The organism is Calothrix sp. PCC 7507 (assembly GCF_000316575.1).
In the GTDB taxonomy this organism is placed as follows: domain Bacteria; phylum Cyanobacteriota; class Cyanobacteriia; order Cyanobacteriales; family Nostocaceae; genus Fortiea.
This window is the reverse complement of record NC_019682.1, coordinates 2960751-2975969: the sequence shown is the minus strand read 5'-3', so window position 1 is coordinate 2975969 and position 15219 is coordinate 2960751. Positions and strand designations below refer to the sequence as shown.

The following is a 15219-nucleotide window of genomic DNA, read 5'->3' as shown; positions in this document are numbered from 1 at the left end:
TCATACTTCATACTTTATACTTCATACTTTTTTACTAGGTAGAACCATTGCCAGTTTTGTTGTTCCCTTCGTGAGTGACAGACTCAGCAATCAATTCCTGAAACATCTCTGTTGAGTTAGCTGGATCTACAAAGACAATTTTGGCATTATTGCTCTCACCGAGTTTTTGGCTAGCTTCTACATAATCTTGAGCCACGAGATACCGGAGAATTTCCCGGCTTTCGGGATGGGTACGTAGAGCTTCAGCAATTATTTGCATTGAGGTTCTAGTTCCTTCTGCTTTTTTTATTGCAGCTTGTCGTTCCCCTTCTGCTTCGGAAATCAAAGCCCGTTTTTTGATTTCTGCGGCTCGTTCCTCTTCCATCGACTTCCGCACACTCTCCGGCGGATTAATGCTTTGAATATCTAATCGCAGAATCTCAACTCCCCACTCTGTGGTGATTGGATTCAGTAGATCCAAAATGCCTCTGTGCATGTCAGACCTAGAGACATTAGTCTCTTCTAAAGTGTTCTGGGCAATAATCTCTCGCAGCGTAGTTGTGGCGAGCTGTGCTAGTCCTCCTTGGAGGTCGTCTATTGCATAAAAGCTTTTTTCTATATCTCTAATGCGCCAATAAAGAATGGCGTCTACCTCTAAGTAGACACTATCCTTAGTGATGACATTTTGAGGCTTGATGTCTAACACCTGTTCTCTTGTTGTATCCTCCATGACAATCTGATCAACTAGGGGAACAATGAAGTTTAGTCCAGGTTTAAGTTTCCGATGATACCGACCTAATCTTTCGACTAGGGCTTCATTACCTTGATTAATTAGTTTTGCAGATCCTAGGGCATAACCTATAAGGGCTAAGACTATAGCAATGATTGGCTCCATATCTGATCCTATCTAGTTTTTAGAGAAGTTTTAGTTAAAGGACATGGTACTACCTTGTCCTACTTTTAAGTCTAATGTTTTGATTCTGTAATTTTACGAACACCGGTAGTGATATCAAATTAACTAGCAGCAGTAAATCTTGTGTGTTTTTTGCAAGTAGCACAGTTCGACGGAACGCGATCGCTATTAAAGCACCTCGATTACATACTGGCAATGGGGAGGGAATGGGGACTGGGTATTCTCCGACTCGTTCCTTCTACTTGCTTCATCACCCACACTTAAGGGAATCTTATCTTTAAGATAAATAAAACTCATTAATGAATAACTGAGAAACGATTGCTTATTTGTAACGTTTTTGTTATGTTTCTTTACATAAAGAAACAAAAGCAACATTAATGCGTTATACCATCGATGACTAGGGCATTCTCGTAACTGTGTAGTTAAGCCTGCTGTTGGCGTTGGTACGTATTCAAACCAAGAGCAACAAATCTGCTGTGTATTTAAAAAAGCGATCGCAGCAGTCCTCATAACTTCAGCATTGTTAACCGCTTTTGCTAAAAGCAAAAGTATTCGCCCAAAAGAAAACCAAATTTATACCCAGTCCTAGTGATGACTTCACAACCCCTTGTTGTGAATGAATTGTCATGTGGGTAATTTACAGTGTTTGTTTAAGCACACTTTTCTGCCGTTCTTGCACATTTAACCGTCCTCCAACTTTATTTTTGAGATTCCTACCATGTCTATTACCCTCGAATCAGCTCAAGGTATTTTCCCCAGCACTCTGGTCGCTGACATTGTCCCAACTATCACCGAATCATTCTCTCAACTCAATGCTGAAGACCAATTAGCATTGCTTTGGTTTGCCTATACAGAGATGGGTAAAACCATTACAGTTGCTGCTCCAGGAGCCGCAAGTATGGTCTTAGCACAAGGCTTACTCGAACAAATCAAACAGATGCCTTTTGAAGCGCAAACAGCAGTCATGTACGATTTGGCTAATCGTGCTGACACTCCCCTGTGCCGTTCCTATGCGTCTTTCACTGTCAACATCAAGTTGGGCTTCTGGTATCAATTAGGAGAGTGGATGGCACAGGGAATCGTCGCTCCGATCCCAGAGGGCTATGAGCTTTCTCCAGAAGCTGATAAAGTGCTACAAGCAATCCGCAATGCTGATCCAGGTCAACAAATCACCATTCTGCGTAACACAGTAGTCAACATGGGATTTGACCCCAATGCTCCTGGCAGTTACAAAAAAGTTACAGTAGCTGTGGCTCCTCCGACTGCACCAGCATTTCGGACTAATGTCACCATTGAAGGCATCACCAATAGTACTGTGTTGGGCTATATCAACAACATGAATGCCTTTGACTTTGATGCAGCTGTGGCATTGTTTGCTGCTGAAGGCGCTTTGCAACCCCCATTTGAAAGACCAATTGTTGGTCAGCAAGGAATTCTAACGTATATGCGTGAAGAATGTCAGGGGCTGAAAATGATTCCAGAGCGTGGTGTACTTGAGCAGGTAGAAGACGGCTACACCCAAGTTAAAGTTACAGGTAAAGTCCAAACCCCCTGGTTCGGTGCGAGTGTAGGGATGAATATTGCATGGCGGTTCCTATTAGATCCCCAAGGCAAAATCTTCTTTGTGGCCATCGACTTGCTTGCCTCTCCTAAAGAACTGCTTAACTTAGTGCGTAAATAGAGTGTCAGTTAGTTGCTTGTCTAGCTTGCTGAAGCGTAAACGCGGAGAGGCTTGTCGTCAGCTAAAAAACATCTAATTTGCATAACCAATTCAACATAACTTTTTTAGGGTAGGCTGGAAAGCCTGCCCTAATCATGTTGGTTAAGCTCATTTGCTATCGATGAGGCATGATTTATATTTTGATTCAGCAACGCCGATAATTAATTTTATATTTACGTTAATTCAGACAAATGATGCAACTTCATATTTATGCACAGCAGGGAAATATTGCAGGAGTCGCACGTAAAATAGCTAATGGTGCGGATATTGATCGTCTAGATGAGAATTCTCTGCAAACACCATTAATGTCTGCTGTTAGTAGCGCCAATGCAGGTATTGATATGATTCGCTTCCTCGTGGAACATGGCGCCAATGTGAATGCTATGGAAAAGCACAATACTGTACTTGGGTTGGCTGTGCAGTCAGGAAATCTGGAGAAAATCCAATTTATTCTGGATGCTGGAGCGAATATTAACTATCAAACAGCAGAAGGATATGATGTTTTAATTGATGCTATGCATGGTCACGATATTTTGCAAGACCAAAACTTAATATCAACTTTAAATTTACTCATCTCTAGAGGTGCTGCTGTCAATGGTATGAGTAGCTATGGTGAGTCTGCAATCAAAGTAGCTGCTCATGTAGGGAGATTTGATGTTGTCAAATTATTATTGAACGCAGGTGCTAACCCAGAGCAACTAGGGTGGACAGAATTAATGCACGCTATAGTTTTTGGCAGCTTAGAGCAAGTAAAGTTATTGCTAGAGGAAGGAGCAGATCAAAATGTGTGTGATTGCGGGTATAGAACTCCTTGGTTATTGAGTCTTCAAGTGGGTGAGCTACCTAAAGCCAAATTACTCTTAGCTGCGGAAACAAATCAAAACTATGGTGGAAACTGCGGAAAAACGCCGTTAATGTGTGCGATAGAAAACAATAGACTAGAAGTCTTGCAGTGGCTAATTGCTGAGGGATTTGATATTGAAGCCACTGATGACTTTAATAACACTGCGTTAATCATTGCAGCCGAGCATGGTGCTACTGATTGCGTCAGAATTTTACTAGCAGCTGGCGCAAACCCCAGCCGAATCAATGATTGTAATAACAAAGCCATTAAGATAGCGACTAATCTAGAAATTGTGAGAATGTTAATTGCATCTGGTGAAGATTTGAGCGATATTAACGATGATATACGGCGATCGCTCACTGGAATTGACAACAACAAATTTTCACTATCAGAATTATCACGAGAGCAATATTTGGCAGGTAAACATCCCCGCTTTGGCAAAACCAATCCAGAATTGATGAACATCCCTTTTTGGCAGGCGATGATTTGTGAGGGGTGTTCTGCTTATACAGCCAAAAATAGTTTTAAGGATCTAGAAAATTGGCAAGATAAAGCATGGTGTTATGACCGATTTGGCAGAACCATTACACAATTACCAGATGGCAGAATTGTCGAAATTGCTGGTGAACATGAAGACTCTTATGACCCTGACTTTTGTATATATAACGATGTTGTAGTTTATCAAGGTGATGGTAGTTTTCAGATTTTTGGTTATCCCAAAGATGTATTTCAGCCGACTGATTTTCATTCAGCCACATTAGTTGGAGAATACATATATATCATTGGCAATTTAGGATATGCGGGTACAAGAATCTATCATGAAACTCCAGTTTATAGATTAAATATTCATACATTTAAAATCGAAAAATTAGAAACCACTGGAGATAAACCAGGATGGATTAGTGAACACAAAGCTGACTACAAAGAACTAGATAAAATTTATATTACTGGCGGTAAATTATGTGTATTGGATCATGAAAAATCAGAAGATTATATAGATAACTCGGATGATTATGTCTTAGATTTAATCAACTTAACTTGGAGTCGCGCTACTGTTTAAATATAAATCTATAGCGCTTCCCGACAACCGTGACGTACACCCGTAAGGGCACTGGCGATATAATGTTGTACCTTATCTGAATAGGAACCGCTATAAGTAGTTAAACATAATTAATTACACAATGTCATTGCGAATGGAGCGAAGCGAAATGAAGCAATCCCAACCCTTGCGGTTGCTTCGCTTCGCTCGCAATGACTGTAATTAATTTTGCGTGGTTACTTACCTCTGACATCTATCTTTAGTTGACAGATTTCCCTAATTTAGGCTCAATGTCTGGTTTGCCAATTCAGCCCCCATGTCCCATGCCCAATTCCCCCCGGGTTGAGCGAAGTCGAAACCCATTTTCCTAATTGATACGAAACCCAACCAAGGCTTGATATTTGCAGGTAAATCAGAGTTGAGGCGTAGGGGTAATTGAGGTGTAGAGAGCGACTGGGCGTATGCTGGAGTGAGAAATGGTAAGTAAATTTTGGCTTCTGGTGTTTGTTGTTTGATAAAGGCTAAAGTGACACCACGGATTAACTGACGCAGGGAATTAGTTTCTTCGCCGCGCTTTTCTTTGACAAGAGTAGTTGCTGCACTTACAGGATATGCCGGATCGCTAATACTCATGTGAGTCCCACCAATGGCTGTGACTAAATATTTAGAACTCCGCAGTTGAGCGAAAGGTGCTATTTGATGCTTCAAAGTTGGGGTGAGGACATCTTCAGTTCCAGTTAACATTAATACTGGTTGATTAACTTGAGCCAGACCTTTGCTACCAAAGAGTTTACCGACTAGGGGGTTAAGAGCGATCGCACTTTTAACGCGCTCATCTTTTAACTGTAGTTTTTTCTCCTTTAAAGAAGCCGCTGCACACTGCAACCAATCACCTGGTGATTCTCCCAAAGACAGATCGGTTTGGCAAAATTTCCGCAACTCCTCCAAATTTACCTCTCCACCCACCAAAGCCAAAGCCGTATAACCTCCCAAGGAGTGACCGATAACCGTCACTTTTTCGGTGTGGAATTTCCCCTGAAATTGTCCTGATTGAGTGTTGAGTTTTCCTAATTCATTCAGTAAAAAGCTGACATCTTGGGGACGTTCAATAAATTCTTTGGCTGGTAACAATTGCGCCAAGTTAACTGACTCTGAAGCTTGAGAAACGGCGGCGACGTTACTACCAGGATGATCAATCGCAGCAACTGTAATGCCGTGGGAAGCTAGATGACGTGCCAAATATGCAAAAAATTTGCGGTTAGCACCAAAGCCGTGGGAGATGACAACCAGGGGCGCTTGGCTGTCAACCCGACTCCAATAAATATCTACGGGGATGATCCTGTTGCGTTGTCGGTCTTGTAGCGTCAGGGTTTGTAGCTGAACAACCTCTTTGCCGATTGCTGCTGGATCGAAGCTGGGCTGAAAGGCTGTATTATTATTTACCAATAGCTGCCGCTCTAATAAAACGCCCAGAGCTTGACTCTGTAATTTGTTGGCGTTAAATTCTACGCCGATTTGAATAGCTTTAGTTGCATCTACAGTGACATTTTCTTCGGGGTAGGCTTGCAAGAAACCAATTGCACTTAAACCGTTGACTTGACGCAGAGCTAGGTTGAGGGCTGTTTGCAGGGTTTCTGCGGTGCTACCTGGGATAGCCGCACCTAGAGACGTAATTAATTGTTTACCTGTGGGCGATCGCACTAACTCATCAACAAATTTATCTGCAAAGGCTGGATCTACTTGCAGCCGTCGGTTCAATAATTCTCTGATTTGCGGCGTTAACACAGAATTAAAGATTTGCAGGTTTGCTGGCAGTCTTCCTGTTTTAGCAAATTTTTCTAAGTCAGCGATCGCTAGCGACTGTTGAAATGGCCCAAACTTAATCGTCACCTTTTCTGCAGCTAAAGTAGTAGGCATTGCTACACTCCAACCCACAGCGAGGGTCAAACCGCACAGTAGCTCTTGCAGAAAGGGTATCTTACGCCGATGTTTGCCAAATTGAAACTGCATAAAAGCTGTTCTTTTTTCCAGATAAAAGGGTACACCAGCATGGAGACAGGGAGCAAGGGGGAACGCCTGCCGCTCTCCTGTTCCATCTGACTCTAAAATCCGAAGAAAAGTCTCACAATCCCCAAAATAGTACCCAGAGGACCGGCAACAACGTTGACAGTATCAGAAGTCTGGGCTACCCCATTACGGCTGACTAGGACAACATCGTTATTGCGGAGTATAGGATTAGTTTGCTCATTAATTCCTTGAGTGAAATCAACTTTAACTAGACGTTTAGTGACAGAACCATTAGGATTAAGACGAATTAAATCTACCGCACCACTGTTAGCCCTACCATCAGCAAATCCACCCGCAGCGAGTAAAGCTTGATTTAAAGAACTATTCGGCTGCAGGTCTACAGGCCCTGGCTTTTTAACTTCTCCGACTACACCAACTTGAATTTTTGCCGGTGATAAAGTGGTGACAGCTAATTGAGTAGCCTCTGCGGTGTTAATTTCCGTTGCAGTGGGAATAACAATTGTATCTCCATCTTGCACAACCACATCTTGATTCACATCACCACTCTGCAATAATTGCCAGAGATTGATATCTATGGTTTGTTCTGTACCAGTTCTGGTGGGTCGGCGCAGCTTGAGGTTACGAATATCAGCTTGTGGTGTAATTCCCCCAGCTTGTTGAATTGCGCGTGATACCGTGGGTAGTCCACTGGTTACACCCCCAGCAGTAGGGCCTGCTGTGGGTCCTGCATCTCCGGCTGTAGTACCTGTGGTAACTAGATAAGATCCCGGACGATTAACTTCACCGATGATTGCTACTGTGCGGGGTCTGGTGGGGTCAGCCGCAAAGTTAGCTGCTGACAAGTTTCGTGCTTCTGCAAGGTTGAAGGTGGTGGCGGTGGGCACAACAATTGTGTCTCCATCCCGTAAGGTAATATCCTGTGATATCCTCCCTGTGCGGATGAGTTCCTTCAAATTTAAGAAAACTTCTTGCTCTTGACCTTGCCCTATTTTCCGTCTCAATTTAATTTGAGTTACATCCGCCGCCAGTGTCACACCTTGAGCTGTCGTCAGCGCAGCTAAGACAGTGGGATATTGTACGCCAGGAGCGTCACCAGCACCACCACTCAGGCTGAGGGTATAAGCTCCTGGGCGTGTCACTTCTCCGGCTACAAAAACATTGATCGGGCGCGGTGATAAAAGGTTGACTGAGATTAAAGGACGTTTGAGAAAACGGGCATATCTTTTGGCTATGTCGTCCGCAGCTTGTTCAGTTGATAGTCCTAGAACTGAGACGCTGCCAATTAAAGGTAAGTTAATTGCTCCACCTGGGGGAATTTGGTATTCTCCTGTATATTCAGGAACTTCAAATACATTAACTCGGATGCGATCGCCACCGCCTAAAGCATAATTTGTATCTAATGGTGTAGAAGGTACTACAGGTTGTGCATTCGGTACTACTGAACGTATATTAGGAAATCCAGGTTGTGCATTCGGCACTACCGGACGTTTAATAGGTAATACTGGTTGTGTTTTAGGTAATACTGGTTGTCCCTGAGCCAGGCTGGCAGATGGCGCAGCGACATTGACAGCCGTTAACAAAGCCACACCCACAGCTGAATGGGTGAGTGATTTCTGCAAGTCTGTATTAAGCATATTTACCGGATACTCTGAGACTACGAGTGCTAAAGTACTGTCTAAACATTTTATTCTTGACTATACTTAAATATTCAAGTTCCCCCAACATTCTTATTTTCCTAGAAAAACTTGGGTTTCCGGAGCAGTCTTATTGGTTTAATTTGAATTTTTAGTGAAGTTAATTTAAAGATTAACCAACTGCTAGATAAAGTTTCTATAAATTAGGCTCTCGTATAAAAAAGCTGTACCCCTGCGGGGAAGCAAGCTACGCGTAGCGTCTCCGCAGGAGAAGTATAAAGTCTAAAGTATGAAATGAAGAAACCCTTATAAATATCAGCTTTAATCAAGGTTTTGTGGATGATTTGAGGAAACACAGAGTAAGAGTAGCGCTGAATACAATCAGTTTTTCCTGATCAGCTATAAAACCAGGTTTTTGGATAAATGATCTGAATTAAAGTGAAAATTCCCACCTCTAGGAATAAGAGTTGATGATAAATACAGGAAGTATTTCAAAACATATTCGGGTCAAAATTCCATGCAATAATTTTAATATTTTTACTCCCCATTCCCTATTACTAGCACGTTACAGCGCAAATAAACCACCCATTACAAACCTCTGAAAAGCTTACTGTACAAGTTTATTCATTTCAGACTTCAGACTTCAGACTTCATTTACTTTGTTGTTGAATTTGTTGGATAAAAAACTCTTCTAAGGAAGGACGAGACAATTTCATGGTGGTAATTTGCCCCTCCATTAAGCGGAGGCTAGCTAAAAAATCATAGTAATCGTCTTGTAGTGTACCTTGCCAGGAACCATCAGGCTCAAATACTATACTGGGTATCCACTTTTTCAGAACTGCCCAGTCACCACCTTGACCTTTAACATAATATGTGCTTGAAGTCCCCAAAAGTTGATTGAGGGAACCAGTACAAATTAATTCACCTTGAGCGAGGATCGCAATGCGATCGCAAATTTGCTCCACTTCACTGAGAATATGGCTATTAAAAAAAATTGTTTTACCATTCGCTTTCAGTCCCAGGATAATCTCCCGCATTTGGTAGCGTCCCACAGGATCAAGACCAGACATCGGTTCATCTAAGAATACCAAATCTGGATCGTTAATCAGTGCCTGTGCCATACCGACACGCTGTAACATCCCCTTAGAATAGCGCCGCATCTGTTTTTTGCGAGCATCGGCTAGAGATAAACCCATTAACTCTAGTAGTTGGGGAATGCGTCGCTGTTGCACACTCTGGGGAATTTGAAATAGCCCCGCGGCTAGCTGCAAAAATTCCCAGCCTGTGAGATATTCATACAAGTAGGGACTTTCGCTCAGATAACCGATGCTTTGCTTAACACTGCGATCGCCTAGGGGCTTACCCAACAATAATCCTCGCCCAGAAGTAGGACGGATAATTCCTAGCAACAGCTTTAGAAGCGTAGTTTTACCAGCACCATTTGGCCCTAATAAACCAAAAGTTTCTCCCTGATACACCGATAAAGAACAGCTTTTGAGGGATAAAACTTTTTGATTCAGCCAAAAGCCAGTACGATAGACTTTTCGCAACTCAGAAGTGAGGACTACTGGTGGAGTGTCTGTAGTATTTAGTTGAGAATCAGGGGTGTCTGCAACAGACTTCATCTCGGTTCAATTACCAATTACCAATTATTTAAAGTCACAGTTAAAACTGCAACTTGGCATTAATCAACAGATTGCCCAGTGACCTGACAATAACCGCCATCACCATGTTTGTCAATTATCGCTAACCGAAGCACTAATTGGCACTCTCTTTGTCACCCCTGCCTGGTAATTCTAACTAGTACGTCACGGCGCAAATAAACCACCCATTACCAACCCCTGAAAAGCTTACTGTACAAGTTTCTTCATTTCAGACTTCATACTTCATACTTCATTTACTAGCCTACAAAACCCCCTTAGAACTGGGAATTCCACCAGCACGACGGGTATCAATCTCAACTGCCATCCGCATTGCTCTAGCAAAGGCTTTAAATGTTGCCTCAATAATGTGATGGGAATTAATGCCATCCAGTTGACGAATGTGGAGTGTCATTTGACTATGATTGACCAGCGCCACAAAGAATTCACGGACTAGCTGGGTATCATAAGTTCCTACCCGCTGAGTAGGAATTTGCAACCCATAGCTAATGTGGGGGCGGCCAGAAAAATCCAGCGCTACTTGGACTAAAGCTTCATCCAGGGGTGCCAGAAAATTGCCAAAGCGAACAATACCTTTGCGATCGCCTAGTGCTTTACTGAAAGCTTGTCCTAGGGTAATGCCTACATCTTCGTTTGTATGGTGGTCGTCAATTTCCCAATCTCCTTGGGCTTGCACATCCAAGTCAATCAGCCCGTGGGAGGAAATTTGATGCAACATATGATCTAAAAAGGGAATGCCAGTGGCTGCTTGACAAATCCCTGTACCATCGAGGTTGATAGTGACTTGCACATTTGTTTCGCCTGTAGTGCGATGAACAGACGCAGTCCGAGAAATTTGAGTAATTTGGCGTTCGCTGATTTGCATAGCAGATAGAGACTAGGGAGTGGGGGGAATAACTGGTGAGTGATAGCAGATAGAGACTAGGGAGTGGGGGGAATAACTGGTGAGTGATAACTGATGACTGTTAACTGTTAACTGATCACATCCCCATAATTTCATATCCTGCATCAACATATATGACTTGCCCTGTAATACCGCTGGACAAATCGCTACATAAGAAAGCTGCCGTATTGCCAACTTCTAGCTGAGTGACTGTGCGTCGCAGAGGGGCAACTTGCTCTACATGATGAATCATGTCTAAGATGCCGCCAACAGCGCTAGATGCCAAAGTCCGAATTGGGCCCGCAGAGATGGCATTGACGCGGATATTTTGTGGCCCCAGTTCAGCTGCCAAATAGCGCACACTGGCTTCTAAACCTGCCTTGGCGACTCCCATGACGTTATAGTTAGGAATTGCTCTCACACCGCCTAAATATGTCAGGGTGACGATACTACCCCCCTCTGTCATCAGAGGTTTAGCAGCCCCACTCAACTGCGCCAGGGAAAAGGTACTAATCTCTAAAGCAGTGCTAAAGCCTGCGCGTGAGGTTTCGCTAAAATCTCCAGTCAAATCATCTTTGTTAGCAAAGGCGAGACAGTGAACAAGAATATCTAACTTTCCCCACTTATCGCGGATCGTTTCAAAAGTAGACTCAACCTGTGCTTCGTTTTGGACATTGCAGGGAACGAATAGGCTGGGATTGAGGGGTTCCACTAATTCTGCGACTTTCTTCTCCATCTTGCCTCGCTCATCTGGTAGATAGGTAATGCCGAGGTTGGCTCCAGCTTTATGCAGTTGTTGGGCAATTCCCCAGGCGATAGAGCGGTTATTTGCAATGCCTGTCACTAGGGCGTTTTTTCCAGTCAGATTTAGCATAAAAATTGTGAATGTGATCAATGATTAGGAGCATACTAGAATCTGAGGCTAGTTTGCCTTTGTTTTACATGGGATTTGCAAAAATGATAATTGTTAAGAGTGCTTACTGCAACTAAATTACCTGTTATTACTTAAGATATTCCCCAAAAGTCTTAATTTTTTCTTCAAGTTTTTTTTTGAATACAGTTAACACCACGGCACAGAATTTAAAATTAGCGAATTTTTCACATCCGGACATCTAAATTCAGGCTTCTTGAAAAATTTAAAATTCAAAAGGCTTTTGTTATAAGGTTTGTAGCTGTTGGGAAAAGTGTCTCGGTTTCCGGCATATTTTACTCCCAGAAGCGCTGATCAACAACTACTAGCTAAAAAGATCATAAATTATGTATCATTATAAACAAATAAATATGAAGCATTGATTTGGAGTATAGGAAAGTACAGAAAGGTTGACGGTGTCTTATTGTTTTTTCGGGTGTATTCTTAGGTAATCAGTTTTTGTTTTTCCGGCATTGGGTAGGGGAAGGGAGATGATCGTGACACAAGATAAAGCCCTAGCAAATGTTTTTCGTCAGATGGCAACTGGCGCTTTTCCTCCGGTTGTGGAAACGTTTGAACGCAATAAAACGATCTTTTTTCCTGGCGATCCTGCTGAACGAGTTTATTTTCTTCTGAAAGGTGCTGTTAAACTTTCCAGGGTGTATGAGGCAGGAGAAGAAATAACGGTAGCATTACTGCGGGAAAATAGCGTTTTTGGTGTGTTGTCGTTGCTGACGGGGAATAAATCGGATAGGTTTTACCATGCGGTGGCGTTTACACCTGTAGAGTTACTGTCAGCGCCAATTGAACAGGTGGAACAAGCGCTCAAGGAAAATCCAGAATTATCGATGTTAATGCTGCGGGGTCTGTCTTCGCGGATTTTACAGACAGAGATGATGATTGAAACCCTCGCTCACCGAGATATGGGTTCTAGATTGGTGAGTTTTTTATTAATTCTTTGTCGTGATTTTGGTGTTCCTTGTGCCGATGGGATCACAATTGATCTGAAGCTATCTCACCAGGCGATCGCCGAAGCAATTGGTTCTACTCGCGTCACCGTAACCAGGCTACTCGGGGATTTACGTGAAAAAAAGATGATTTCTATCCACAAGAAAAAGATTACTGTGCATAAACCTGTTACCTTGAGTAGGCAATTCACTTAAATCAGTGATCAGTTATCAGTGAACAGTGAACAGGTCGGTGTGGTGTGGAAAGCGCACCAACGCTTTAACCTAAGTGACAAAACTGATAACTGATCACTGGTAACTGATCACTGATAACTGTTGGGGGGAAGCGGAATTGGCAAACGTTGTGTTTTTAGAGTTAACACCCATATCCCATAGGTCGGTTCTAAAAATTGAGCAATTTCAGCTATTGCCAATCTTCCATTCCCCCAGACTATGGTCGAAAGTAGTAGGCTGTATCTGGAAGCATTTCGGTAGCTGACGATGACCACCGGGTACATCCTCATATTGGCAATTTTGATTTTGGGAGGCGTACTAGCCACTGCTGGTGATCGTATTGGCACAAGGGTTGGCAAAGCGCGCCTCTCACTATTTAATTTGCGCCCCAAAAACACTGCTGTACTAGTAACTATTTTTACAGGTACTTTAATTTCTGCATCAACTTTAGGAATTCTCTTTGCTGCCGATGAGGGATTGAGGAAGGGTGTTTTTGAATTAGAGGATATTCAAAAAGACCTGAGACATAAGCGCGATCAGCTAAAAACCGCAGAAACCCAAAAAAGCCAGGTAGAGGGTGAGCTCAACCAAGCCAGAAATGAGCAGGCTAAGGCTCAACAAGACTTACAAGCAATTAATCGCTCCTTGCAGGCGGCAAATGCCAAACAACAGGCAACGCAAGCCCAACTGAATCGCACTGTCACCCAACAAGCCCAAACTCAAGCGCAACTCCAGCGCAGCCAAAGCCAGTTGGGTCAAGTTGTCGCTCAGTACCGTCAAGCTATAGCTGAACTGCAAAGCGTTAACGATCAGAGACAGGCTCTAAAAACGGCAGTTGAAAAACTAAAGACAGAACGCCAAAAACTGTATGCTGAAGCCCAAAAAGCTATTAGTGAAGCTAAAACAGCTATTGCCAAACGTGATCGCGAATTGGCGAATAGACAAGAAGCTATTTTAGAACGGGATCAAAAAATTGCTAACCTAGATCAACTGATTCAAAAGCGTAATCTAGAAATTACAGCACGTGAGCAAGTGATTGCCAAACGGGAATCTCGGCTCAAAGAATTGGAAAAACAACAGAATTATTTAGAACAGGAAGTAGCAAGGCTGGAAAAATATTACCAGTCCTACCGGGACTTACGTTTGGGTAAACTGGCTTTGGTGCGGGGTCAAGTCCTGGCTGCAGTAGTGATTCGAGTTAACCAGCCCACAGCAGCCCGTCAAGCAGTAATCAAACTTTTACAAGAAGCCAATCGGAATGCTAACCTCGAATTAACAGAACCTGGAGCAAATCCGGCAAATCTAGAGATACTGCACGTTACCCAAGACAAGGTTGAACAATTAGTCAAGCAGATAGATGATGGCAGAGAATATGTGATGCGAATTCTCTGTGCTGGCAATTACGTCAGGGGAGAAAAGCAGATAGAATTTTTTGCTGATACAGCCAGAAATCAATTAGTCTTTTCGGGTGGACAGGTGCTAGCTACAACTACCGCTGATCCCAAAACCATGACATCCTATCAATTGCGGCAACGGCTGGATTTATTGATTTCTGCTTCCCAATTTCGCGCCCGTAATGCGGGAATTATTGACAATGTGCAAATAGATGGTACCTTCCTGCGCTTTATCGGCCAAATGGGGCAATCGAATGAATTATTAGAAATAAAAGCGATCGCTGCAGAGGATACTTACACAGCCGGACCATTAAGAGTAAAACTATTGGCAATAGTCAACGGCAAAGTTATTTTTAGTACCTAAAAACTTAAAAATTTCGCTTGATATTTAAATGTATTTAAAAATCCAAAATTCCCCAGCCCCTAGATTTATCAGTGGGACAAATCCAAAATCATTCGACTGAGCGAAGCCGAAGTCCAAAATCTAAAATCCAAAATTCCCCAGCCCCTAGATTTATCAGTGGGACAAATCCAAAATCGTTCGACTGAGCGAAGCCGAAGTCCAAAATCTAAAATCCAAAATTGTATGACCTTGAGCGAATTTTCTCCTACACAACCAGTGATTTTGGGCTTTGATCCAGGTCGGGATAAATGTGGTGTAGCGGTGATGGGGCTAGATCGGCAATTATATTATCACCAAGTTATACCTGCAAATGAAGCGATCGCTACAATTGAAGAACTACGTCAAAAGCTGCCTATTTCTTTGGTAGTCATGGGCGACCAAACTACAGCCAAGCAGTGGAAACGACAGCTGAGTCAGGAATTAGCCGATCCTTTGAATATTATTTTAGTAGATGAGCGCTACACGACCTTAGAAGCACGCGATCGCTATTGGCAGATGTATCCTCCTCAAGGCATAACAAAGCTATTGCCAAAGGGTATGCGGCAGCCACCACGACCGATAGATGACATTGTTGCTATCCTCTTAATCGAAAGATATTTAAATCGCCTCACTGAATCAGTTAACAGTTAA

The 15219-nt window shown here is 42.8% G+C and carries 11 protein-coding genes; 5 read left to right on the top strand and 6 right to left on the bottom strand.

Translation table 11 applies throughout. From position 1 onward, the window contains the following. Positions 1-34: 34 nt before the first annotated feature. A complete protein-coding gene (locus CAL7507_RS12665; RefSeq protein ID WP_015128868.1) occupies positions 35-874 on the bottom strand; it encodes an SPFH domain-containing protein in 840 nt (279 codons plus the stop codon). Positions 875-1610: 736 nt separating this feature from the next. Between CAL7507_RS12665 and CAL7507_RS12660 the strand changes: the two genes are divergently transcribed. Together CAL7507_RS12660 and CAL7507_RS12655 are read left to right on the top strand one after the other, a co-directional pair. Beyond that, entirely contained in the window at positions 1611-2573 is a 963-nt protein-coding gene (locus tag CAL7507_RS12660; RefSeq protein ID WP_015128867.1) for an orange carotenoid protein N-terminal domain-containing protein, read from the top strand. Between the two features lie 230 nt (positions 2574-2803). Continuing rightward, on the top strand, positions 2804-4516 hold the full coding sequence (locus tag CAL7507_RS12655) for an ankyrin repeat domain-containing protein (protein ID WP_015128866.1): 1713 nt from the start codon (positions 2804-2806) through the stop codon (positions 4514-4516). A gap of 255 nt (positions 4517-4771) precedes the next feature. On the opposite strand, the gene CAL7507_RS12650 is transcribed toward CAL7507_RS12655, so the two are convergent. The 5 genes from CAL7507_RS12650 to fabI form a co-directional block, all read right to left on the bottom strand. Beyond that, complete coding sequence (locus tag CAL7507_RS12650; protein WP_015128865.1) at positions 4772-6505, bottom strand: alpha/beta hydrolase; 1734 nt, start codon at positions 6503-6505, stop codon at positions 4772-4774. Between the two features lie 92 nt (positions 6506-6597). Next, on the bottom strand, positions 6598-8157 hold the full coding sequence (locus tag CAL7507_RS12645; protein WP_015128864.1) for an SLBB domain-containing protein: 1560 nt from the start codon (positions 8155-8157) through the stop codon (positions 6598-6600). A gap of 650 nt (positions 8158-8807) precedes the next feature. Then, complete coding sequence (locus CAL7507_RS12640; protein WP_015128863.1) at positions 8808-9782, bottom strand: ABC transporter ATP-binding protein; 975 nt, start codon at positions 9780-9782, stop codon at positions 8808-8810. Positions 9783-10062: 280 nt separating this feature from the next. Beyond that, positions 10063-10683: an imidazoleglycerol-phosphate dehydratase HisB gene (gene hisB / locus CAL7507_RS12635; RefSeq protein ID WP_015128862.1), complete on the bottom strand. Its 621-nt coding sequence runs from the start codon at positions 10681-10683 to the stop codon at positions 10063-10065. A 115-nt stretch (positions 10684-10798) separates the two neighbouring features. Further along, positions 10799-11575: an enoyl-ACP reductase FabI gene (fabI, locus tag CAL7507_RS12630; RefSeq protein ID WP_015128861.1), complete on the bottom strand. Its 777-nt coding sequence runs from the start codon at positions 11573-11575 to the stop codon at positions 10799-10801. A 527-nt stretch (positions 11576-12102) separates the two neighbouring features. On the opposite strand from fabI, the gene ntcA reads away from it, so the two are divergent. The 3 genes from ntcA to CAL7507_RS12615 all read left to right on the top strand — a co-directional run bounded on the left by ntcA (position 12103) and on the right by CAL7507_RS12615 (position 15219). Beyond that, on the top strand, positions 12103-12774 hold the full coding sequence (gene ntcA / locus CAL7507_RS12625; protein WP_010998529.1) for a global nitrogen regulator NtcA: 672 nt from the start codon (positions 12103-12105) through the stop codon (positions 12772-12774). Positions 12775-13059: 285 nt separating this feature from the next. Continuing rightward, the gene (locus CAL7507_RS12620) at positions 13060-14550 is read left to right on the top strand and encodes a DUF3084 domain-containing protein (protein ID WP_015128860.1); all 1491 of its coding nucleotides are present in this window, start codon (positions 13060-13062) and stop codon (positions 14548-14550) included. Between the two features lie 222 nt (positions 14551-14772). After that, positions 14773-15219, top strand: coding sequence for a pre-16S rRNA-processing nuclease YqgF (locus CAL7507_RS12615; protein WP_015128859.1), 447 nt, complete (start codon positions 14773-14775; stop codon positions 15217-15219).